Genomic DNA, 23,632 nt, shown 5'->3' with positions numbered 1-23,632 from the left:
CAACCCGGTATGTTGTTCGCGCCGTACCTGGTGTCAGATCAGATTACAGCCTGTAAAAGTTATTCATCGCCGCGCAACCGGTCCGTTGCCCGCCTTTCGGCCTTGGTCGGACGTCCGCTGCCCGCTTCGCGTTCAGCAATCGGAGCGGTTCGGATATCGGCCGCGACCTCTTTTTTCGCCACACGTGGTGGCGAGTGATCAATGTAAAGCTGCTGGGCTTCGGGGGCGGGGCCACGTCGTTCGCCAGGTGCCACCACTTCGATCACGCGCAGATGCGGGCCCTGAAAGAATTGCAGCCGATCCCCAACAACGACCGTAACGCTGGCTTTGGAGACGGACTGACCGTTCAGAACGATATGGCCCGACTGGCATGCCTTGCTGGCAAGCGAACGGGTCTTATAGAACCGCGCATACCATAGCCATTTATCGATACGGACTTTGCTGCCTGTCTGATCAAGTGTCATGGATTGATTTTACCATCCCAAACGCAATGCGGCGACCCCGCAAAGGGTCGCCGCATCACAGAAAACAGGTCGGGATCAGCCCTTTGCCGCCAGCATTTCCTTCAGCTTGGCAAATGGCGAATCCTCGTTGATCTGATTGTTTTTGGCCGGTGCATTGTTCGGACGCCCCTGACCTTTTCCGCCACGGTCGCCGCCCTTGTTCGGGCCGCCACGGTTCGGGCGCTGACCACCTTTGCCTTTCGGCGCACCTTTGCCATGGGCTTCCTGGCGCGGACCGCCACGCTGGCCTTTGCCGGCACCACCGCGCTTGCGGCGGTCGACACGGACAAAATATTTAACCTCGACGAATTCCGGCTCGGCTTCGGCTTCACCGGCTGCCGGGGCAGCTTCTTCGACGGGCGTTTCGCTGACGGCGTCGGCCGGAGCTTCTTTGGCCGCTTCATCGGCATTTACGGCTTCAGCAGGAGCTTCCGGTGCATCTGCGGTCACAGCCACAGGTTCAGCAGCCTTTTTAGCAGCTTCCTTGGCATCAAGTTCAGCCTTGCTGACCTTGACCACCTCGGCACGCCAGCCAAGTGCGGTAAACACGCCTTCGGCCTGCTCGACCGTGCAGCCCAGAAGCGACAGCAGATCGGGATCGGGTTTTACCTTGCCATCATTTTCGCGCGCCTTCTGGCGCAGCAATGCGGCAAAACGTTCGAGCATATCGACGCGTGCTGCAAGCGGCCCGACCGGCATGTAACCGGCAGCCAGATAGAAGCCCTTGGAATTGCTGCGATCATTTGGAACCGATGTGCGACCTGCCGGTGGCAGTTCCGGGAGCGCATCAAGTTCGCGCGAAATCGCCCAAAGGATGCCACGCAGTTCGACGGGATCGGGTTTCAGCGCGTCAAGCACATGAACCGTTTCAACCCCCAACCGCACGCCAAGCTTGGCCAGCGCCTTGCGGTCTTCGTCCGAAAGATCCTTGATCAGGCTTTCAAGATCGGCACGCGGCACACAACCAAGGCCTTCGTTCAATTGGAACAGAAGGCCGCGAATCGGACCGGGAAGCTGACAATCGCGCAGGCGGGTCAGCATTTTCAGGCGCGCTTCGATATGGGCGTTGACGAAATTCTGAAGACGGGTCCGTACGCGTTCGCGGGTCGGGCCGTCAAAAAACTCGCTGTCAATGACCTGGACGTCAGGGCTGAGGACGGTGTCGCCCTTTTTCAACCCACCGACAACCGCCCCGTTCCACAGGACTTCCAGTTGACCATTCACCGCGAATTTGTCGTCTTCATCGGTTTCCAGTTGTTTGACACGCTGCGCAATTTCGCCAGTCAGTGCACGACGTGCAGCACTGGCGATTGCCTTGCCTTCAAACGCAGCATCGGTTTCATCGGCGATGAAACGGAATCCTTCCAGTCGGCCGACGTATTCACCTTCGACCTGGACTTCACCATTCGCAGTGATGGTAGACATGAGTTCAGACTTGTCCTTGAGACTTTTCAATAAAACCGAAGTTCGTCTGTCAACGAACCTTTGGGTCAGGCGTTCATGTAGCACATCAGAGAGCTTATCCTCAATGGCCCGCGTACGTTCCTGCCAATGATTGGCATCTTCGAGCCAGTGATGCTTGTGCGATACATAAGTCCAGACGCGAATACCCGCCAACCGTGATGACAACTGATCGATATCACCATCATAACGGTCCAGGCGCAAGACTTGTTCGCCCAACCAGTCGACAGGCAGTTTACTATTTGGTTTTGCCAGATAGCGATAGATGGATGTTAGCAGCCTTGGATGCGCATCGGTATGGATATTTCTGAAGTCCGGAATCTGGCAGACTTCCCACAATAGTTGCACCCGATCCGGGGCCGATGCGATGCGCGCGACGTCTTCGTTCTGCGATAAATGCGCCAGCATGACTTCATCGACCGGTTCGCGCGCCAGAACAAGCGTCGGGTTGTCCGACCGCTTGCGCAGCGATTTCTGCAAGGCATCGACGGTTCTGAAATCCAGTCGCGCATTGCGCCAGAAGACTTTGGCAAGCGGTTCGAATTCGTGGGCTTCGATCTGTTCGATAATATCGGGATCAATCCCCGAAAGATTGCCCGTCACCCCAAAGGTGCCGTCATTCATATGACGTCCGGCGCGCCCGGCGATCTGGGCGGTTTCCGCCGCCGAAAGCCCGCGATTGAACTGACCGTCAAACTTGTGAAGGGCCGCAAAGGCCACATGGTTCAGTTCAAGGTTAAGCCCCATGCCAATCGCGTCGGTCGCAATCAGGTGTTCGACCTCGCCATTCTGGAACATCTCGACCTGGGCATTGCGCGTGCGCGGGCTAAGCGCGCCAAGCACGACGGCCGCCCCGCCCTTCTGGCGGCGGACCAATTCGGCAACGGCGTAAACTTCCTGTGCGGAAAATGTCACGACGGCCGACTGGGATGGCAGACGCTGGATCTTTTTCGATCCGTTATAGGTCAGAGTCGAAAACCGTGCGCGCGTATCAAATTCGACATTGTCGATCAGTTGACGGATCACCGGACGGATGGTTTCCGCCCCCATGAACATGGTTTCGCTGATACCGCGCGCATGCAAAAGCCGGTCGGTAAATACGTGCCCGCGTTCGGGATCGGCACACATCTGGATTTCATCGATGGCCAGAAAATCAACCTGCTTGTTGACCGGCATGGCTTCGACCGTACACAGGAAATAGCGTGCTGATTTCGGAAGGATGCGTTCTTCGCCGGTGATCAGGGCCACCGCACCCTTGCCAACACGGGCCACCGCGCGGTCATAGTTTTCGCGCGCCAGAAGCCGCAGCGGAAAACCGATCATACCCGAGGTATGTGCCAACATCCGTTCCATGGCCAGATGGGTCTTGCCGGTGTTGGTGGGCCCCAATATGGCAAGGATACGGGGACCGGTTCGGGTTGAAATCTGCATCAAACTTTTCCAGCAGGCATCGCGGATGATTTCGCGCGCCTAGATCAATGCGCCTTTCAACACGCCGCATCGCACAATGTCAAGCATTCTGCCGCATCGGCAAGAGTATCCCAATGCATTCCGTTACGGATCAAGACGTTCCATCTGACGGTTCGTGATCCTGTGCGTCATCAAGTTCAAGCAACCGCGCGCCGGGACCATCCGTTGCCAGTTCATCCGACGGGTTGCGAAGCGGGCAGTCGCTGATCGAAAGGCAACCACACCCGATGCATTTGCCCAATTGATCGCGCAGCAGAGTCAATTGTTCGATCCGGGCATCAAGATCATCACGCCACCGCGACGAGAGCTTTTCCCAGTCCTGTGTCGTCGGGGCCCGGTTAATTGGCAGCCCCGATAACGCATTCGCGATTTCGGCCAACGGAATGCCGGTGCGTTGTGCGACCTTGATGATCGCGACCCGGCGCAGGATACCGCGCGGAAAGCGTCGCTGATTGCCATCCGTTCTGATCGAGGCGATCAGCCCCTTACGCTCGTAAAAATGGATCGCTGATACGGCAAGTCCGCTTCTTTTGGCGACTTCACCCACACTGAGATAGCGGTGCAATGGCCCGGGTTTCACCATTTTCCTGCCCTTTCCGTTATTTTTTCATGGCGTTCTGATGCGCTTGAAATTCATCATTGACCTCAACTATTGTTAAGGTTCTATAGATTTACTCCTTGCTGCGAAATAATCAAGGAGTGACGTCATGAAAGAGACTTTCAATCTTGCACTGATCTATGGCAGTGCCCGTGAAGACCGGTTCTGCGACACAGTTGCCGACTGGGCGATCAAAATACTGAAAACAGATCCGGATCTGTCGGTTGATATTATCGATCCGGCGAAGCTCGATCTGCCATCTCGTTACGTCGGCAATGCGCATCCCGGTGTTGCCGAACTCCAATCCGCTCTTGCCGAAGCCGATGCCTTCCTCGTTGTCACCCCCGAATATAATCACAGCTTTACCGGCGAACTGAAATTGCTGATCGACGCTGCCAAGCCCGAATGGCGCCGAAAGCCATTGGCATTTGTGTCCTATGGCGGAATGTCGGGTGGTTTGCGGGCGGTCGAACAATTGCGACTGGTTTTTGCCGAATTGCATGTCGTGACCATGCGCGACGTTGTCAGCTTTGCCAATGTCTGGGACCAGTTTGATCCGAATGGTTATCCGATCGACAAAGCCGGGTCCGAGGCGGCCCTTAAACACATGGTCAATGATCTGAAATGGTGGGCGCGCACATTGCGAGAGGGCCGCTATCCACAAGTCCGGGCCGAAATGCCGGAGGTCACGATATCATGAACGGGGCGGTCGACTGACCGCCCCGTCATTTCAATTACTCGCTGTTGTTAACAGGAACCCTAGTGGGCGCGCATCCGGTCGACATATTCCTTGAGTTGACGGCGCGCGGCCTGATAGCTGTTTTTGAGCGCGATATAGACATCCTCATGGGCATGATCGGCACTGTCGCGCTTCACCATAATCTCCTTACCCGGCACATGAATTCCGAAATGAACCGCATAGCGGTTTCCCTGTGCGTGGGATGCATGGGGTCTTTCCACGATGACATGACAACTTGTCATGCGGTCGAAGGTTTCTTCCAGTTTTTGCACCTTGAAGCGGATCCGCTCGTCCAGCGCATCTGATTGATCAACATCACGGTAGGTGATTTGAACGGGAACCTTCATATTGCGGCCTCCTGTTATAGAGCCTGAGACATTCACAAGGCATTGCACCTTGCAATTATCCGAAACGTTTGCCGTTTCGGGGCAGGACAGGACCCAAGACAACTTCCGCAAGCCTCGTGCCCTGTAATGAAACCGTCTTTTTATATACTTAGGATACAGGGCTTGCGCTGCAAGATGCGTTGACGCATATCAAGCACTGCCTGAAGGTTGCCAAATCGGGACCCAACGGCGCAAATTGCACATAGTGGATTGAAATTACAGGAGAACACAGAGGTCATGACGGAAGAAAAAATGCGGTTCGAGGCTGAAGTCAGCCGCCTGCTCGATATCGTTGTCCATTCGCTTTATTCGAACAAGGACATCTTCCTGCGCGAGCTCATTTCCAATGCGTCGGATGCCTGCGACAAGCTGCGCTACGAGGCGATTGCAAAACCGGAACTGCTCGCAGGGGATTCAGAATTCAAGGTTCGTCTTCTGACCGATAACGTCCGTAATGTTCTGACGATTGCCGATAACGGGATCGGGATGAACAAAACCGACCTGATCGAAAACCTTGGCACGATTGCCAATTCAGGCACCGCGAAATTCGTCGAGGCCCTGTCGAAATCCGACAAGACAAAGGATGTTGACCTGATCGGTCAGTTCGGCGTCGGTTTCTATTCCGCCTTCATGGTTGCGGGTCAGGTCGACGTCGTCACGAAAAAGGCCGGTGAAGATCAGGCGTGGAAATGGTCATCGGACGGCAAGGGCGAATACACCATCGCCGAAGCCGAAATGGAAGGCCACGGCACCCAGATCACCCTGCATCTGACCGATGATTTCAAGGAATTCACCGAAGAACACCGCCTGCGTCATATCGTCAAAACCTATTCCGATCATATCGGCATCCCGGTTGTCCTGATGAAGGCGGACGGCAATGACGAAACGCTGAACGAGGCATCGGCACTCTGGACCCGCCCGAAATCCGACATTACCGACGAGCAGTATAAAGAGTTCTACAAACACAATTCGCACGCCTTCGACGATCCGTGGAAAACCATCCACTATCAGGCCGAAGGTGCGATCGAATATACCGGTCTTCTGTTCCTGCCGACCATGCGCCCGTTCGATCTTTATGATCCGGCGCGCAAAGGTCATCTGAAACTTTATGTCCGCAAGGTCTTCATCACCGAAGGTGCAGATGATCTGCTGCCGCCGTGGTTGCGGTTTGTGTCCGGTGTCGTCGACAGCCAGGATCTGCCGCTGAACATTTCGCGCGAAATGCTGCAACACAATCCGGTCCTGACCAAAATCAAAAACGGCCTGACCAAAAAACTCCTGTCCGAACTTGAAACCGCATCGAATAAAGACTCGAAAGGTTTCGAAACCTTCTGGGAAAACTTCGGTTCTGTCGTCAAGGAAGGCCTGTATGAAGACTACACCAACCGCGACCGCATCCTGAAACTGGCACGTTTCCGTTCCACGCATTCGGATGGCTGGACAACGCTTGCCGACTATGTCACCCGCATGAAGGATGGTCAGAAGGCGATCTACTATATCAGCGGCGAAGACGTCGATGCGCTCAAACGCAGCCCGCAGCTTGAAGGTTTTGCCGCCAAGGGCATCGAAGTTCTGCTGCTGACCGATCCGGTGGATGAATTCTGGTTGCCATCTGTTGGCCAGTTTGAAGAAAAAGACTTCAAATCGGTCACCCGTGGCGGTGCGGACCTTGCCGACGTCAAATCCGATGACAAGGATGATGCCAAGGACGACAAGAAAGACGATGCCGCGTCCGATGCGTCCCTTGATGCCCTGATCGCATCGATCAAGATCGCACTTGGCACCAGCATCAAGGATGTCCGTGAATCAGATCGCCTGACCAGTTCGGCCTGCTGTCTGATTGCCGATGAAACCGGCATGGATTTGCGGATGGAACGCCTGATGAAGCAGCATAACCGTGTTGATGAAATCAGCCCGCGCATCCTTGAAATCAACCCGAAACATAGCCTGATCAAAAAGCTGTCGGACATTGCCATCAAGGACGCCAAGACCCCGATCCTTCATGACGCCGCCCTGCTGTTGCTTGATCAGGCCCGCATCCTTGAAGGCGAAGCCCTGCCCGACCCGGTCAGCTTTGCCCGTCGCCTTGATCTGGTGATGGAAAAGGGTCTGGGCAGCTAACCCGTCCCTGTTCGATGTAAAACCAAAGCGGCGCGTCATTCGATGCGCCGTTTTCTTTTGCAGATTCTGCAAATTTAAAACGGTTCTTTACCAAACACCGGCATATAACCACCACATTAGGCAAACAGACTTTGGCATACGGGAAATTCGGACCGATGATGAACTGGCAAAAACTGTTGTCACCCGCGCGTCTGGGCACACGACATTCAAGTGTCGGGGCGTTCGGTCGATCCGATTTTCACAAGGATTACGACCGGATCATTTTTTCGTCGGCTTTCCGGCGTCTGCAACGCAAGACGCAGGTTCATCCGCTGCCTGAAAACGACAATGTCCATACTCGCCTGACCCATAGCCTTGAAGTATCCTGTGTTGCGCGGTCCATGGGACTTATGGTCGGCCATCAATTGGCCGAAAAAGGCCACCTACCCGACGGAATTGAACCCGATCATATGGCCGCCATTGTTCAGGCCGCCGCCCTTGCCCATGACATCGGCAATCCGCCATTCGGCCATGCCGGGGAATATGCTGTTCGTCAGTGGTTTCTGGATGCCGATCCCAAATATCTTGCGCCGTTGTCGGAGGCCGAACGCGCCGATCTGACCACCTTTGAAGGTAATGCGCAGGGGTTCAGGTTACTGACCCATAAACGAAGCGGCCTTTATGACGGCGGCATGCGCCTGACCTATGCGACGCTGGCAAGTTTTGTAAAATATCCATGGTCGGCGATTGGCAGTCCTTATCCCGAAAAAATGAAATTCGGTGCGTTTCAGCGCGAGATGGATCTTCTGACCGAGGTCGCCGATGCCACCGGCCTGATCCGCACCGGCGCGCAATCATTTTGCCGCCATCCGCTGGTTTATCTGGTCGAGGCGGCCGATGATGTCTGTTATGCCCTGATTGATATCGAAGATGGCGTCGAACTGGAACTGGTGGATTTCAGCGTCTTTGAAAACCTGTTATTGCCCTGCATTCCGGGCGATATTCCTAGCGAATATCACCGTGAAACCAACATCCGGCGCAAGATGACCTTCCTGCGCGGCAAGATCATCACCGGGCTGCTCGATGCCCTGACCGATGCCTTTGTCTTGCGCGAGGAGCAGTTGCTGAACGGGGCAGTCGATGGTGATCTTCTGTCCTGTGCCGATGGTCCGTTCAACGAAATGATCGCGACCGCCAAACAGTTTTCAGAAAAGCAGATCATTCTGAACCGGCGCAAAGTCCAGATCGAGGTCGGCGCATTTGCCTGCCTTGAAACGCTGCTTGATACCTTCTGCAAAACAGCCCTTGAAATCCATCAGGCCAAGGATGACGCAGAGCTTTCCTATCGTACCGGACGGGTTCGCGAACTGATCGGCAATGATTCGATGCCGGTCGGCGCACCGCTTTACAACCTGTATCTGACGATCCTTGATTACATATCGGGCATGACCGACGACTTTGCCGCCCGCCTTGCGCGCGATATCGGCGGCGGGCAGCATTGATGCGCGGCAATCGTAACGGCCGGACACAAGCATAGGAAACGGGGCGATGTGGTTATTTGCCCCGTTCATCGGTCGCTATCGCAGGCGTCTGGCTTTCATGGCGGGCGCAGGATTGGCGGCCGTCGTTTATGGGTTGGTTGAACAAAGCACGCGGCCCGAAATACAGGCATGGTACTGGCCCGGGATTGCCGGTTTCGTTACGTTTGCCATCACACGTTTCACCGTTTCACGACTAATATCGCGGTTTATCGGCGGGGTCCGTCGCCACATGCATTAACAAAAAAGGCAGGCCCGGAAGCCTGCCTTTCACATGCAATGCGGTTCAACCGCCAATCATCAACACCATCGAATGGGCTATGGGGAATTAACCCTGCCCACCGCCCATGGCCTGACTGATTTTTTTGTCGGTGTTGTACTGGCTCAACGCATAGACAGCCCAGATTGCTGCCGGAATCCACCCCAGAAGGGTAATCTGCAAGATCAGGCAGATGATACCTGCAATGGGCCGCCCGATGGTAAAGAACAACAACCATGGCAGCAGAAGCGCGATGAGTAACCGCATATATTCATCCTCTTTGTTATGTCGGCTTACATGCCGTCTTCAAATTTCACCGTAACAACCCTGTTGCCTTTTTCCGCGACACCATCAGCAGTCGGAACCGGTACGTTGGCCTCGCCGCTGATGCTGATGGCAAGCCTGCTGGGGCTGACGCCATGATCACGCAATGCCTTGACCACCGCATCAACGCGCGATTTGGCAAGGATGTCATTATACATCGGATCACCGGCCCGGTCAGCATAGGCTGTAAGACTGATCATTTTCGGGTCGTATTTTTCATATGCTTCGACAATCCCGTCAATAACCGGCATCGCCTTGTCACCAAGAACGGCACTGTCGAACGCAAAGTAGATTTTCATCGGTTCAGGCATCATCATCGGCGCAGCCGCGGCCATCGGCTTTTGATCAAGTTCCGCCTGAACAAGGGCAAGTGCCTGATAGAACGAGGCACGGCAATTATCGATGTCTTCCTGCTGAATGTTTTCTTCAAGTTCCTGCATCCAGCAATCGAAAGCAGCCTGGGCCCGTGCGGCGGCCTCTGGTGCCTTGTCCCGTCCGCCCGCATCAAAGGCCGCCATCAAATCAGCCCGTGCAACACTTATTTCTGCCAGGCCTTCTTCGGGCAGATTGCGATCTGCCAATGGTTGCGGACCGGTATCCTGTCCCATCGCCGCCGTTTTCGCGCGGTTGGTGAAGTAACGCGCATCCGCCCAGTCCGCTTCGTCATATTCGGCTTGCGCAAGGTCGGAATACGCCTGATGAAGGGCTGCATCAAATGCCGACCCCGTATCGGTCATCCCGCGAACGCCCGGAATATCCATGTTCGCACAGGCCGCAAGAAAGGCAGCTGCGGAAACAGCAAAAAGCAGTTTAGCTCTCATCGGTCTTCACTCCTTGTCTGGATGACGACAATAATGATCCCAATCCCAATATTCTATTTTCAGGGCGCATAACCAACCGGTTGATCCGGCTTGATGGCAAACGCCGCGTAACCAATGCAATGCATCGATCTTTGTTTGGCGGTGTAAATCGTTGTCGATGACCAGATCGGAAGAGTGACCAGACCCCGAAAATAATCTTTCCGGTTCATATTGCCGAACAAGATTCCCCAAGACGACACCGTCCATCGGTGAAATGTTTCCATACCCCAAAATATATGGAAACCAAATTCATGAAAAAAAGCAGAGAGATAGAGAAAATCTCACATCAGTAATATGCGGATTGTCCTTGTGCGGTGCGGCAGTACCGTCAATTCGCCGTTAAAAAGAAAAACGGAAGGAGCGATTACCGCCCCTTCCGCCAAGACATTGATTATAAGGATATTATTGAAATATCCCGTAATTCCGGTTCCGAGTCCCGTTATTCGGACGAACCGCCAAACAGTCCCTTGACCGCATCACCGACGGCACCCGCACCGTCCTTGACCACGCCGCCGGTTCCGGTTGCAGCACCGCCAATCAATCCGGTCACACCCTTGCCAAGGTCACCGACCCCTTGCAAAAGTCCATCGACATTCAGACTGGAAACCGATTTGAACACTGCGGTGTTAAGGGCGGTGATGATTTCCTCGGCGACTTGCGCCGGGGTCGCCCCGCCTTCTTCCTTGCCAATGTCCTTCAGGTGGATTTCAGGAAGTCCCGAAGACAGTTTTTTACCCTGCAACATCGCGGCCGAGACACTGACATTGCCGTTGCGGATATAGACATTATCAATCACGACCTTGGTACCCGAACCGTCATCGGCGGCGGTATCTGCCTTGTCACCACCTGCACCGGTCGGGCCGGAGACACGCTGGACAAAGCTTTCAACATTGCGCTGAATGGTCGCGATGTTTGACGAACCCTGCCCCAATTCATAGGTCACACTGGGCGCATCCACGATCACCTCGATCACGCGGATGGTATTGCTGGTAAGGGTCGAACCATCCAGTCGCACCGAAATATTGCCCAGCGAAAAGGCATGGTCGGTTTCAAAACCATCCGGGTTCCCGACAACCAGCCCGCCAATGGATGCCGTGTTCTGGGTGGTTTCAATCTTGACATTATCCACCGTCACATCGGCCAGCGTCACACGGGTTCCAGCTTCTTCGATGGTTGCTTTGACGATATTGTCAAGATTGACATAGACATACACCAGTCCGGCAACGACCAGCAAAATGATGGCTGCCAACGCGATGAGGATCTTTTTCATTGCCCGTATCCTGTTTTTTGTTTCATCGGGATAAAACTGCTTAAAGAATTGGGGACGTTCGTTTCCGGGTTCAATCAGAAGCTTCACCCCGGCACGTCCCGTGATCAAGACCTTTTAGACGAAAAAACAGCGGGCTGGATAAATCCGGCCCGCTGTTTGATGCTGAAAAAACGGTATTCAGATATTGAACTCGACAACCACCGGTGCATGATCGGATGGTTTTTCCCAGTCACGGGCAAGGTCATAGACCGATGCGGTACGAACCGATCCGGCCATATTCGGTGTCATCCAGACATGATCCAGACGACGCCCCTTGTTGCTGGCCCGCCAGTCGCGTGAACGATAGCTCCACCAGCTGAACAGTTTTTCCGGCTCTTCGACGATTTCACGCACCGAGTCCACGAAATCACCGGATTTACGGAATGCTTCGAGCTTTTCGACTTCGATCGGTGTGTGGCTGACAACTTTCAAAAGCTGCTTGTGCGACCAGACGTCATTTTCCGACGGGGCAATATTGAAATCGCCGACCAGAATGGCCTTGCGATCCGGGTCGGCAACCCGGCGTTCCGCCCACCATGCGGTCATTTCATCAAGGAAGGAAAGCTTGTGGGCAAACTTTTCATTGATTGTCACGTCCGGTTCGTCGCCCCCGGCCGGGATGTAGAAATTGTGCAGCTCGACCCCGTTTTCAAACGTCACCATGCAATGGCGGCGGTCTTCCTTGCCGCAGAAATGCCTGATATCGGTTTTGGCAAACGGCAATCGCGACAGGATCGCAACACCGTTATAGCTTTTCATGCCATGGTTATGACGATGAATGTAACCGGCGGCTTCAAATGCCTCGTGGGGGAAATGCTCGTCCGGGCATTTCAGTTCCTGAAGACACAGCGCATCGGGTTGTTGTTCTTCTAAAAACTTTATGACCTGTTCGATGCGCAATCGAACGGAATTGATATTCCAACTAACGATTTTCAAAACGGACTCCGTTTCCTGATGAGGTGAGTGGGCCCTGACCCTTTAATCCCTGTATCTTGATATCCTGATGCTATTTCAGCGTAACCGACAGTTCGGCGACATCGGCAATCACCACATCCATGCGGTCACCGCGCACCACCTGACCGACACCTTCGGGGGTTCCGGTAAACAGCAGATCACCTGCCTTAAGCTCGATCAGGGTCGACAGATGCACCAATGCGTCAACCATCGGCCAGATCATTTTGGCGGTGGTATCATCCTGTTTGACCGTGCCATTGACCGACAGTTTCAGATTGGTTGCCTGCGGATTGCCTGCGTCTGCCTTGGGGCGGATTGCCGAAATCGCGGCACAATCATCAAAGGACTTTGCCATATCCCACGGCAAACGGCGGTCCTTGAGGCCGGCCTGCACATCACGGCGGGTCATATCAAGGCCCGCAGCATATCCGAAAATGGCGGCTTCAACTGCCGCACGATCAAGGTTCTTGCCCCCCGCACCAAGGGCCACAACAAGCTCCCCCTCGTAATGGAGGTCCTTGGTTCCCGACGGATAGGCAAGATCACCGTTGCCAACCTTCAGGCAATCCGTCGGCTTCATGAAGATGCAAGGCGGGGTGTCGGCCGGGTCGGAGCCCATTTCGCGCACATGGTCGGCATAATTCTTGCCAATGCAGAAGATGCGATTGACCGGGAAAAGCTGATCCGAATTCTGCACCGGAACGGTAACCGGCGTGGCTGCGGGAAAGACAAAATTCATGGTGGCCCCCTTGAAGGAAATCCTGATGGAAATATTGTCCTTACTGATACCCAAGCTGCTGATAAATTGAAATGCTTTGAGTACGGATTTAATCCGCCTCCCTGTCAGAAGCTGTCAGGAGGATGCTGCACCATCAAATCAGGTGCCCTCAAATGGCCGGTTGCTTGACCGGTCACTGATTTAGTGACCTAGTTGGCTGGTGCCTGCCCGTCTGCTTGTTGCTGGTTGCAAAGGTTTCTGCATGTCCGATCATCATATTCAGCCAATACCGGAAATCCTTGCACATCTGAATGTTTCCCCCGAGGTCGGCCTTTCGGAAACGGACGCCACAGAACGCCGGAAGAAATACGGCAGGAACAGCCTTAAGGACCAGAAGCACGTCTCGTTCTGGACCATCCTGATCCGGCAATTTGCGGGGCTGATTGTCTATATGCTGGCCGGTGCCGCGGCCCTTTCATTTTATTTCGGCGACCTGACCGAGGGCATTGCCATCGTCGTGGTGCTGATCATCAATGCAGCCATCGGCTTTACATCCGAATTCAGGGCCATCCGTTCGATGGAGGCATTGCGAAAGCTTTCAAGTGTTCACGCCAAGGTAAGGCGGGATGGGCAAATCCACGTGCTGGAGGCCCGCGACATCGTACCGGGCGATATTGTTATCTTTGAAGCGGGCGACGTTATTCCGGCTGATATCCGTTTGATAGAATGCAGCAACCTGCAGGCAGATGAATCTGCTTTGACAGGGGAGTCCGTTCCGACGGACAAAACCATCAACCTGCCCGATGATGTCAGAACCGATGAAAACCTGCCGCTTGGGGATCGCACGAATATGGTGTTCAAGGGCACGGCCATCAGCCGCGGGGACGGATCGGGCGTCTGTGTTGCCACCGGAATGACAACCGAACTTGGTCATATCGCGGCGATGACCGAAATGGCAGAAGCCGAAACATCACCGCTTGAAAAACGTCTTGATACGCTGGCTGGTCATCTTATCTGGGCCACTTTGGGACTGACCATATGCATCGCCATTGTCGGCATTTATGTCGGCAAAGACATGGTGATGATGCTCAAGACCGGTATCGCCCTTGCGATTGCCGCCGTCCCAGAAGGATTGCCGATTGTTGCAACGGTTGCCCTTGCCCGCGGGATGTGGCGGATGGCGAAACGCAATGCATTGATCAAGAACCTGTCAGCCGTTGAAACGCTGGGTGCGACCACGGTTATCATGACCGATAAAACCGGAACGCTTACCGAAAACCGGATGACGGTCGTAGCCCTCCGGACCTCGGAAAACGAGGTTGATTTTACGTCATCTCCTGACGCATTGCTGGCAGCAAACAGCCCCGAAGAACTGGCCATACGGATTGCCGTTTTGTGCAACGATGCAATTCTGCTGCCATCCGGCAGCACGGAAAAGCATATTGGCGACCCGATGGAACTGGCCCTGCTTGAAGTCGCCCGGAATGCAGGCATTGACCAGACAGAACAACAAGCCAGATACCCCGAAATCGCCAAGGAAGCTTTCAGCGCGCAGACCCGCATGATGGCAACCTTTCATCGCGATCAAAACACACCCGATAACCTGTTTGTTGCGATCAAGGGCGCACCCGAAGCCGTCATAAAAAACAGCACCGGCTTCCTTGAAAATCATGGCCCGCGTGAAATGGACGAAAAAGCCCGGCGGCGCTGGTCGGATTTAAGCAATGACATGACGCAAAAGGGCTTGCGCGTTCTTGCCCTTGCGATGAAAAATGCCCCTGCGGTCGATACGCCCCCCTATCAGGATCTGATCCTGATTGGCCTGATCGCCCTTCTTGATCCCCCGCGAGAAGATGTGCCTGCCGCAATACAGGCCTGTCATGCGGCGGGGGTTCGGGTCATCATGGTAACGGGCGATCATATCGGCACCGCCAGGAATATTGCGGCGCAAGTCGGACTTTGCGATGCAACGGCATCGGGACTTGAAGGCAGGATGCTTCAGGCAACCGACCTGACACAGAAAACAGAACGTGACCGCATTCTTGCCACCCCCGTTTTTGCAAGGGTCAGCCCCGAAGCAAAATTAAATCTGGTTTCCCTTCACCAGCAGGCAGGTGCCATTGTTGCCATGACCGGCGATGGCGTTAACGATGCCCCCGCGCTTAAAAAGGCTGATATCGGCATCGCCATGGGCAAAAGAGGCACAGACGTCGCCCGCGAAGCCGCAGACATGGTTCTGCGTGACGATGCCTTCCCGTCAATCGTAACCGCGATGCATCAGGGACGGGTTATTTTTGCCAATATACGCACCTTTGTGCTGTATCTGATGTCATGCAATCTCAGCGAGATACTCGTGATCGGCCTTGCCGTGCCAAGCGGGCTTCCCTTACCGCTTCTGCCGTTGCAGATTTTGTATCTTAACCTTGTAACGGACGTGTTTCCGGCTTTCGCACTTGGTATTGGCGAAGGAGACCGGCATGTGATGAACCAGCCCCCGCGCGATCCCAAAACACCGGTTCTGACCAAACAGGATTGGGGTGGCATTCTTTTTTACGGCGCATTGATTACGGTCGGCGTACTTGGTGCTTTCGCCATGGCACTGCATGTTTTCAACCTTGGGGATCAGGAAGCTTTGTCGGTATCGTTCCTGACACTTGCAACCGCACAGTTGCTGCATGTTTTCAACATGCGCGCCCGATCTTCCGGCTGGATTTTCAACGATGTTACCCGCAACCCTTTCATCTGGATTGCCTTGGGAATTTGCGTGCTCCTGATCGGGTTGACGCTTTATGTTACCGCATTGTCCCGGCTGCTCATGATTGCCCCGCCAAGCGGCACGGGATGGCTTCTGGTTATCGGGGGAAGTCTGGTACCGCTGGTTATCGGGCAGGCCGCGAAAATATTCACCAAACCGGCAAAGCAACCTGTGTCGTCTTAAGGCCAATCACCCCGCGAAACGCAATGTGCCGGATAACAGTACCCGGCACATCAATTCCCCCACAGGTATCGCCAAAGGATATATATCAGGTCCTTACAGAAGCCCTTCAATCACCCGATCCGGCGGTGTGTGACCATCGACAAAGGTCTTGATATTGATCAGCACCTTTTCGCCCATATCGACACGCCCCTCGATGGTCGCCGACCCCATATGCGGCAACAGAACGGCGTTCTGCAATTCAAGCAGTTTCGGGTTCACGGCCGGTTCATGTTCGAACACATCAAGCCCGGCCCCGGCAATCTCACGATCAGCCAGCATCCGGGTCAATGCCGGTTCATCGACAATCTCGCCACGGGCCGTATTGACCAGAATGGCGTGCGGCTGCATCAGTTTAAGGCGACGGGCCGACAGCAGATGATAGGTTGCCGGTGTATGCGGGCAGTTGACCGACACAACATCAACATGGGCCAACATCTGATCCAGGCTTTCCCACCAGGTCGCATCCAGTTCCGCCTCGGTATCGGGATGAACACGGCGGCGGTTATGATAATGCACCGAAAGACCAAAACCCTTTGCCCGCCGGGCCAAGGCCCGGCCAATGCGCCCCATGCCGACAATGCCAAGCCGCTTGCCCCAGATGCGATGCCCCAGCATCGATGTCGGTGCCCAGCCCGTCCATTCGCCGCTGCGAATCATGCGTTCGCCTTCGGCCACACGGCGCGATACCGCAAGGATCAGCGCCATTGTCATATCAGCGGTATCTTCGGTCAGCACATCGGGGGTGTTGGTGACGGTGATACCGCGTGACCGTGCGGTTTGCAGATCGACATGGTCAACACCCGTCCCGAAATTGGCAATCAGGCGCAAATTCGGCCCCGCATGGGCAAGAACGGCGGAATCGATTCTGTCCGTCACCGTCGGGACAAGAACATCGGCCTGTTTGACCGCCTCGATCAATTCGGCCTTGGACATCGGGACATCGTCGATGTTCAGACGTGCATCAAACAGTTCCATCATGCGGGTTTCAATCGCTTCCGGCAGTTTGCGGGTCACGATGACGAGGGGTTTTTTCTTGGTCATCTGCCGTTCCTATGCGGTCTTTTAACTCTTTTGCTGACAAGATGGGTTTCTTGCGCCAAATGCGCTCTTGCCGCAATGCAGTGATGCCACGTCACAGGGTATTAAAGCAAGAATTTTGACGTCATTTTTGTAATTTTATTTCTTAAAGAGCAAGGTTCGCCGGTTCCGAAATTCTATTCCGGCAGCAGAAGAAAGAGCAGGGAAAACCGTCACAATGCCGCGGATCATCCGTAAATTCCTTCATACTTTTGTCGCCATGGCGATCCTTGGCAGCCTTGGCGCGCCGATTGTCGCCAGCGCGCAGGAATCAGGCCTGCCGATCCCGCGCTTTGTTGCATTGCGGTCAGACAAGGTTCACCTGCGATCCGGGCCCGGCCTGCGTTACCCAAAGGTCTGGATCTATCAGCGCCGCAACATGCCGATGGAAGTCATTTCGGAATTTGATACCTGGCGCAAGGTTCGCGACTGGGAAGGCAGCGAAGGATGGGTGCATCAAAGTCTTTTGCTGGGATCACGTCATGTGATTGTTACCGCCGATACCATCACGCTTTATTCCGCCGCCGATGAAAATGCCCGCAAGATCGCCCTTGTTTCCAATTCGGTGATTGGCAAAATCGAAACCTGCCCGCGTTCGGTTGACTGGTGTCAGTTGCAGTTTGGCGATTTCGAAGGATGGGCCCCGCGTCAGGGCTACTGGGGCATTTATGACGGGGAATATATCGAATAGGCTTTATGTCTTGTCCGACCAGGGCCTATATCATTCAGGCTTCTATCGATACGCGGGGCGCGCTGGATTGATCAGCCCCGCCACCACCTGACAAGGTGCCGCCAATACCCGTCCCACCACCGTTGCTGTCATAACCGCCAAACGTGTTGGACGGGACCGGATCGTTGGTATTTCTTCCTGTTGTCGGCGCGAAGTATTGCCCATCATCACGCCCGAATGGATCCGCGTTCGGATCATAGGCAAACGGATCATCACGCTCGGTAACCGGCTCAGGTCTTGGCTGCGGTTCTGGCAGACTGATGCCACCAATCGTCACGGTCTGATCCTGCAAACGTGCCGATATTTCGCCAAGATAGCCCTGAAAAGCTTCTATGATTCCGCGCCGCACCTGATCAGCGTCGCCGGGTTCGGTTGCGGCAAGTTGCGCCTGAAGGATGTTGTTACCTGCAACCTCGGAAACCCGGCTGCGATCAGCCGCCCCGGCAATGCTTTCGCGGTCTGCCTGTAGGGATATTTCCCGGTTTGAAAGCGCTTCCTGCGCGGCATCAACACGGTCACGCGCGTTGGAAACCGCGGCATCATCGGAAATGTCGATGGCAGATAGCCCGGTTGCCAGTCCTTCGGTTCCGGATGCATACAGTTCAACATTCAGACGGTTGCCTGATGACGTCCCCGATCCGATCTGCAATTCAATTGTCTGATCACTGTCCAGCAGGTTTTTGCCATCATAATTGCTGCTGGTGGCGATTTCGTCGATCTGATCAAGATAGTCCTGAATTTGCGCTGTGATGAACCCACGTTCGACGCGTGACAGTGATGGGTTGTTTTCAACGCTGCTGACCAGTGTATCGACTTCGTCCAAAGCAGAGCCGATCCGCGAAAGATCATCGGCGGCAACTTTAAGAAAATCATCCGCACGACCAAGCGAACCCCGCAGGCTCCGGGATGCAGCACTGCTATTGCGAAGGGCATCGTTACTAAGGTTGGTGTTCGGGGAATTGTTGCTTTGGATGCTCTCGACGGACGCAAGCAGGCGGTTCTGCGGCGCGATGGCGCGCGCAGTGTCAGTATAGACCGGATAAGGACTACCAACTGCCTGCAATGTCGTTTCCGCACAAACAAGCCGGTTATGCAGCTACATGCCACGCGCCGGTCCGAATCACATTGATCCGAAGCCGGGCAGCCCATCCTGAAAGCCCGGCAGAAAAACCAGACATAAGTATAGTATATTTGGAACGAAATATTAAGCCAAAACAAACAACTGGCGCGTTCAATCAGGCCGATGTTTTGTTTCGATGCAGGATTGCGAACATCTCAAGATGCGATGACCACAGGAACTGATCGACCGGAACAACCCGCGTCAGTTCATACCCACCATTGCGCAACACCCTGATATCGCGGGAAAATGTCGCCGGATTGCACGACACCGCGATCACCCATTCAGGCCCGTCAATCGCAAGGTTTTCACACTGCGCCAATGCACCGGCACGTGGGGGATCAAACAGGACAAGATCAAGTCCGGACAAGTCGGCCTTATCAAGGGGACGGCGAAATAGATCGCGTTCGACAACCTTGATCGGACTCGACGATTGTCCGACGGCATATTGCAGGCTGCGCACGGCACGCGGGTCGCTTTCCACCGCAACGACATTGCGGCGATCCCCCCCCAATGCAAGCGCAAAGGTAAAGCTGCCAATCCCGCAAAACAGATCCGCGACATGGCGGGCCGGGATACGTTGCAACGCCACCTTTATCGCATTGGTCAGGGATGCCTCGCCATTCCGGGTCGCCTGCAGGAAGCCCCCCGGCGGCACGGGCACATCGATGCCTTCGAAGGCAACGGTTGGGGTACGGCGCGCTGCCACCGGTTCATCATTGGCGTCACCGACCTTCCAGCTTAGCCTTGCCAGATCAAGATTTTCGGCAAATTCGGCCAGATCCTGCCGCATATCGAGCCCCGGTTCGACACCTGCATGTATCACCACATCAAGGCCGTTATCCGCACGGGTCACAAACACTTCCTTGACGGTCTTTGCAGCATCCGGATCACATTTGCCAAGAAAGGCCGCAAAGGCATCACGGAACGCCATCAGGTCCGGATGCAGAACGGCACAGTCGGTAATGTCGATGACCGTATGGCTGAACCGGCCATGGAAACCGACATGCACACCGGTTGCCCCCACATGAACAGCAAAACCGGCCCGGCGACGGCTTGCCGGGGGTGAAATTTCGACATCTCCCACCAGTTCCTCGGCCTCGTCGGGATCAAGTCCGGCACGCTGGACCGCGGTTAATGCCTTCTGGCGTTTCCAGTTGCGATAGCTGTCATCATCAAGATGCTGAAGCGCACATCCGCCGCAGCTTTCATAGTGGCTGCACCGCGGGGCACTGGCAGGCGCACTGCGCGCAATCAGTTCGACCAGTTCCGCACCATATCCGTCACCGCGTTTTTGCCGCAGGGCCACACGCACGTCATCACCGGGCAGGACACAATCGACATAGGCAATGATGCTGGAACCATCCGGCCCCGTGATGCTTGCAATGCCGTCGCCCCGCGCGCCGATTTCGCGGATTGTCGTTGTCGCCTCGAACCCGATCAACGGATCGCGGCGCGGCGCGGATTTACGACGCCCACCGCGGGCACGGGGATTGCGGTGATGATGTTTCATGAACTCTCTCTTTGATCCGGCTTCTGCTGCACCTTGCGGGATGGCGCATCGGCATCGACATACACCAGATATGCAATCACGAACAGACCCGCACAATGCATGGCTGCCTGACAGCCCGAAATCCGCCTTTCCCAGCATCACAAGTGATCATCGGGTCAGTTGAATTTAGCCTTTATTCACTTTTGCACACGCTCAAACCCTTAAAATCGTGTAAGAATGCCCACATAAACAGCGTAGTGGATTAAATTTCGGGGCCACAAAGCGCTGGCACGCTATTTTCGACAATTGCACGAACACCATCCCGGCAATGCAATCTGTCTCATCAGGCTGAGGCGCAGAATAAAATCACGATTAAGCAATGATCGTGAGACTTGGGGAAGACATGGAAGACGATAACCGGCCAACCGAAGAATCCGCAACCGAGCGCAAAACCGGCATCCGCAAGCAGGCCTTTCTTGCCAGCTTCATGACCGGCGTGCTGCTTGCCCTCGCGACTTTTCTGCTCTGGAGCAACGCGCTTCAGAATCGCGATACCATGTTGCTGTCCGCGGCCCGGATCATGTCTTCTGGCATTGCACAGCAGGTCAAACAGATCGTCGATAACAATCTGCATGTGCTCGAAACCTTTGCCGATAACTGGCAGGACGGCCCACCTGCGGAAGAACGCGATTATCTGAGCCTCGCCACCCCGTTGCAGGCCCGTTTCCCGGCCCTTCAGGCCGTCAACTGGGTCACACCGAACTACATCATCATGTATGTCGCCCCGATCAAGGGGAATGTCCCGGCGATGGGTGCGGACCTGAAACGCCATCCGCTTGCCGGGCCGGTGCTTGATATTGCGCTTGATCAGCGCCGCACACAGATCACCCCCACCCTTGAACTGCTGCAGGGGGGGCGCGGATTTGCCGTCTATACCCCGGTACTTAGCCGCGATGGGCAGATCATCGGCGTGATCAACGGTGTTATTCGTATCCGCACAATGCTGACATCGGTTATCGATGACGACGGGATCATGGGGTATTCGGTCCGTGTCCGCGAAGGCGACACCGTCCTGTTTGACCTTCAGGGCGAAGGCGACGATCCGGAGCTGAAACAGACCACGGCGGTCGATATTGCCGGTCGCCAATGGCACATTGATGTTACCGCCGACCCGACCCTTGCCAACCAGGCGATGTTCAGCCCGGAAACGGTGCTGTTTATCGGGGCGGCGATCACGATCATCATGACGATGATTGTCTTCGTGCTTGCCAACCGCCAACCGCGATCATCTGGACGCATCATCCAGCACATGCGTGCGCCTGACGATATCAGCGATCTGTCGCTTGCCATCACGCGGCTGGATGGTCACCTGAAATCCATGACGCCGGAAACGGCTGATTTCTTTGACCTGCGCGAAGAAGATTACGGCTTTATCCGGTTTTACAATCTGGCACCGGAATTCCAGTCCGACGGCACGGCATCACGCCGGGCGCAGGAAAAGATGCTGCTTGCGCTGAGCCGCGGGGACGAAGAACTTCGTCGCGAATGGGTTGTCCGCAGTGCCGAGGGTGTTCATGTGGTCTGCGACCTGTCGATGCGGCCATCTGTCAATCACGATGACTGCGTTGATATCACCCTGCATCACAATCCGGCGGCCAATGCATCGGTCAATCGCCTGCGCTATCTGGCAACGCATGATCCGATGACCGGCCTGCCAAACCGCGCACTGTTTGATGACCGGCTTAATCAGGCCGTTGCCCATGCCAAACGTTATGAAAAGCTTCTGGCGGTTCTGGTGGTGGATATCGATAATTTCCGTGCCATCAATGACCGGTTCGGATCGGATATCGGCGATGAAACATTGCGCACGGTTTCCGGTCGCTTGCGCGCGACGGTTCGGGAAAAAGACAGTTGTGCGCGTTTTTCGGGCGATATGTTTGCCGTCATTGCAACCGACCTGTCCGAAGCCGAAGGGGCGGCCCTTGTCGCAGAACGAATTGTCGAGTCCATGTCCCAGCCGATCCAGGCCGGTGGCAATGATGAAATCCGCCTGCATGTAAGTGTGGGCGTTGCACTTTACCCCAACGATGCCAGGGCACCTTCGCAATTGCTGGCCAATGCCGATGCCGCGATGTATCGCGCACAAAAATCAGCAGAGTCGTCCTATTGCTTCTTTGTCGAGACAATGAACAGCGTGATGCATGCCCGCCTGTCGATGGAAACGCAATTGCGTCGGGCGGTCGATGAAAAGCGCTTTGTTCTGGAATTCCAGCCGCGCTATCGCACATCTGACCGGACCCTTACCGGCTTTGAGGCCCTGCTGCGCTGGATCGATGAAAGCGGGAAAAGACGCCTGCCGCCTGACTTCATTGCCGTTGCGGATCGCACCGGCCTGCTGACCCCGCTGGGGCGCTGGATCATCGAAACCGCCTGCAAACAAATTGCGCAATGGCGGGACGAGGGTTACATCCCGGTTCCGGTGGCACTGAACGTCTCAAGCCGCCAGTTTATTCAGGCCGATCTGCTTAAAAGCATTGTCGAGCTTACCAAGGCATATGAAATCGACCCGGCAATGATCGAGATCGAAGTCTCCGAAGAAATTGCCATGCGTGATCCCGAACGCGCACTTGGCCAGTTCTATCGCTTTGCCGAGGCCGGGATTGGTCTGACACTGGATCATTTTGCTGCGGCCAACACATCGCTTCGCTATCTGAAACGCTTCCCGGTGCAGCGGATCAAATTGTCCAAGGCATTGTTTAACATCGCGCTTGATGAACAGCCCGAAAACAGCATCCTGCAACCGGCCATCCGGTTGTGCAAAAGCCTTAACCGCAAAGTGGTTGCTGTCGGCGTCGAAACCGAGGATCAGCTTGCCGTCCTGCAATCCGCCGATTGCGACGAATTGCAGGGCTTCCTGCTGTCGCCGCCGGTCGATGCGATTGAAACGACCGCACTGCTCAGCCATCAGAACCCGGCAGAAAAGTCACCGCCGCGAAGCTGAATTTCGCGGGCTTTCAGGA

General features: G+C 55.1%; 20 protein-coding genes. 7 read left to right on the top strand and 13 right to left on the bottom strand.

Annotation, left to right across the window (positions count from 1 at the left end):
* Window positions 1-59: 59 nt before the first annotated feature.
* From ABIE64_RS16790 to soxR, 3 genes are all read right to left on the bottom strand, one after another.
* Window positions 60-464: an RNA-binding S4 domain-containing protein gene (locus ABIE64_RS16790; protein ID WP_354378023.1), complete on the bottom strand. Its 405-nt coding sequence runs from the start codon at window positions 462-464 to the stop codon at window positions 60-62.
* A gap of 75 nt (window positions 465-539) precedes the next feature.
* Window positions 540-3,395, bottom strand: a complete 2,856-nt coding sequence (locus ABIE64_RS16785) for a helicase-related protein (protein WP_354378022.1) — start codon at window positions 3,393-3,395, stop codon at window positions 540-542.
* 130 nt (window positions 3,396-3,525) lie between these two features.
* Window positions 3,526-4,017, bottom strand: coding sequence for a redox-sensitive transcriptional activator SoxR (gene soxR, locus ABIE64_RS16780; protein ID WP_354378021.1), 492 nt, complete (start codon window positions 4,015-4,017; stop codon window positions 3,526-3,528).
* Window positions 4,018-4,141: 124 nt separating this feature from the next.
* On the opposite strand from soxR, the gene ABIE64_RS16775 reads away from it, so the two are divergent.
* Window positions 4,142-4,732, top strand: coding sequence for an NADPH-dependent FMN reductase (locus ABIE64_RS16775; protein WP_354378020.1), 591 nt, complete (start codon window positions 4,142-4,144; stop codon window positions 4,730-4,732).
* 59 nt (window positions 4,733-4,791) lie between these two features.
* Here the strand turns inward: ABIE64_RS16775 and ABIE64_RS16770 are convergent, their stop codons facing one another.
* Window positions 4,792-5,118, bottom strand: coding sequence for an HPF/RaiA family ribosome-associated protein (locus ABIE64_RS16770; protein ID WP_007088900.1), 327 nt, complete (start codon window positions 5,116-5,118; stop codon window positions 4,792-4,794).
* 276 nt (window positions 5,119-5,394) lie between these two features.
* Between ABIE64_RS16770 and htpG the strand changes: the two genes are divergently transcribed.
* From htpG to ABIE64_RS16755, 3 genes are all read left to right on the top strand, one after another.
* The gene (gene htpG / locus ABIE64_RS16765) at window positions 5,395-7,278 is read left to right on the top strand and encodes a molecular chaperone HtpG (RefSeq protein WP_354378019.1); all 1,884 of its coding nucleotides are present in this window, start codon (window positions 5,395-5,397) and stop codon (window positions 7,276-7,278) included.
* Window positions 7,279-7,433: 155 nt separating this feature from the next.
* Window positions 7,434-8,759, top strand: a complete 1,326-nt coding sequence (locus ABIE64_RS16760) for a deoxyguanosinetriphosphate triphosphohydrolase (protein ID WP_083379295.1) — start codon at window positions 7,434-7,436, stop codon at window positions 8,757-8,759.
* Between the two features lie 46 nt (window positions 8,760-8,805).
* Window positions 8,806-9,036: a hypothetical protein gene (locus ABIE64_RS16755; protein ID WP_341363259.1), complete on the top strand. Its 231-nt coding sequence runs from the start codon at window positions 8,806-8,808 to the stop codon at window positions 9,034-9,036.
* An 87-nt stretch (window positions 9,037-9,123) separates the two neighbouring features.
* On the opposite strand, the gene ABIE64_RS16750 is transcribed toward ABIE64_RS16755, so the two are convergent.
* The 6 genes from ABIE64_RS16750 to ABIE64_RS16725 form a co-directional block, all read right to left on the bottom strand.
* On the bottom strand, window positions 9,124-9,321 hold the full coding sequence (locus ABIE64_RS16750) for a YqaE/Pmp3 family membrane protein (RefSeq protein WP_007088905.1): 198 nt from the start codon (window positions 9,319-9,321) through the stop codon (window positions 9,124-9,126).
* Window positions 9,322-9,347: 26 nt separating this feature from the next.
* Window positions 9,348-10,199, bottom strand: a complete 852-nt coding sequence (locus tag ABIE64_RS16745) for an OmpA family protein (protein ID WP_037988132.1) — start codon at window positions 10,197-10,199, stop codon at window positions 9,348-9,350.
* A gap of 6 nt (window positions 10,200-10,205) precedes the next feature.
* Window positions 10,206-10,445, bottom strand: coding sequence for a hypothetical protein (locus ABIE64_RS16740; protein ID WP_167332735.1), 240 nt, complete (start codon window positions 10,443-10,445; stop codon window positions 10,206-10,208).
* Between the two features lie 232 nt (window positions 10,446-10,677).
* Window positions 10,678-11,508, bottom strand: coding sequence for an AsmA family protein (locus tag ABIE64_RS16735; protein WP_114093856.1), 831 nt, complete (start codon window positions 11,506-11,508; stop codon window positions 10,678-10,680).
* A 177-nt stretch (window positions 11,509-11,685) separates the two neighbouring features.
* Window positions 11,686-12,483, bottom strand: coding sequence for an exodeoxyribonuclease III (xth, locus tag ABIE64_RS16730; protein ID WP_037988136.1), 798 nt, complete (start codon window positions 12,481-12,483; stop codon window positions 11,686-11,688).
* A gap of 70 nt (window positions 12,484-12,553) precedes the next feature.
* Window positions 12,554-13,240, bottom strand: a complete 687-nt coding sequence (locus tag ABIE64_RS16725) for a fumarylacetoacetate hydrolase family protein (RefSeq protein ID WP_354378017.1) — start codon at window positions 13,238-13,240, stop codon at window positions 12,554-12,556.
* A 241-nt stretch (window positions 13,241-13,481) separates the two neighbouring features.
* Here ABIE64_RS16725 and ABIE64_RS16720 point away from each other — a divergent pair, with 241 nt between their 5' ends.
* A complete protein-coding gene (locus ABIE64_RS16720) occupies window positions 13,482-16,157 on the top strand; it encodes a cation-translocating P-type ATPase (RefSeq protein WP_354378016.1) in 2,676 nt (891 codons plus the stop codon).
* A gap of 93 nt (window positions 16,158-16,250) precedes the next feature.
* Here the strand turns inward: ABIE64_RS16720 and ABIE64_RS16715 are convergent, their stop codons facing one another.
* Entirely contained in the window at window positions 16,251-17,237 is a 987-nt protein-coding gene (locus ABIE64_RS16715; protein WP_007088911.1) for a 2-hydroxyacid dehydrogenase, read from the bottom strand.
* 214 nt (window positions 17,238-17,451) lie between these two features.
* On the opposite strand from ABIE64_RS16715, the gene ABIE64_RS16710 reads away from it, so the two are divergent.
* Window positions 17,452-17,964 carry an SH3 domain-containing protein gene (locus ABIE64_RS16710; RefSeq protein ID WP_007088912.1) on the top strand — a complete coding sequence of 171 codons (513 nt, stop codon included), beginning with the start codon at window positions 17,452-17,454 and terminating at the stop codon, window positions 17,962-17,964.
* A 34-nt stretch (window positions 17,965-17,998) separates the two neighbouring features.
* Here the strand turns inward: ABIE64_RS16710 and ABIE64_RS16705 are convergent, their stop codons facing one another.
* Complete coding sequence (locus ABIE64_RS16705; protein WP_354378015.1) at window positions 17,999-19,066, bottom strand: flagellin; 1,068 nt, start codon at window positions 19,064-19,066, stop codon at window positions 17,999-18,001.
* A gap of 172 nt (window positions 19,067-19,238) precedes the next feature.
* A complete protein-coding gene (locus ABIE64_RS16700; RefSeq protein WP_007088914.1) occupies window positions 19,239-20,633 on the bottom strand; it encodes a class I SAM-dependent RNA methyltransferase in 1,395 nt (464 codons plus the stop codon).
* A 358-nt stretch (window positions 20,634-20,991) separates the two neighbouring features.
* On the opposite strand from ABIE64_RS16700, the gene ABIE64_RS16695 reads away from it, so the two are divergent.
* Window positions 20,992-23,613 (top strand): bifunctional diguanylate cyclase/phosphodiesterase, encoded by a 2,622-nt coding sequence (locus tag ABIE64_RS16695; protein ID WP_354378014.1) that lies wholly within the window; start codon window positions 20,992-20,994, stop codon window positions 23,611-23,613.
* The last annotated feature ends 19 nt before the right edge of the window (window positions 23,614-23,632 follow it).

Origin of the sequence: Thalassospira sp. MBR-102 (assembly GCF_040549275.1) — a bacterium.
In the GTDB taxonomy this organism is placed as follows: Bacteria; Pseudomonadota; Alphaproteobacteria; order Rhodospirillales; family Thalassospiraceae; genus Thalassospira; species Thalassospira xiamenensis.
Note: the sequence above shows the minus strand (reverse complement) of the source record. Positions and strands in the feature narration are given on the sequence as shown.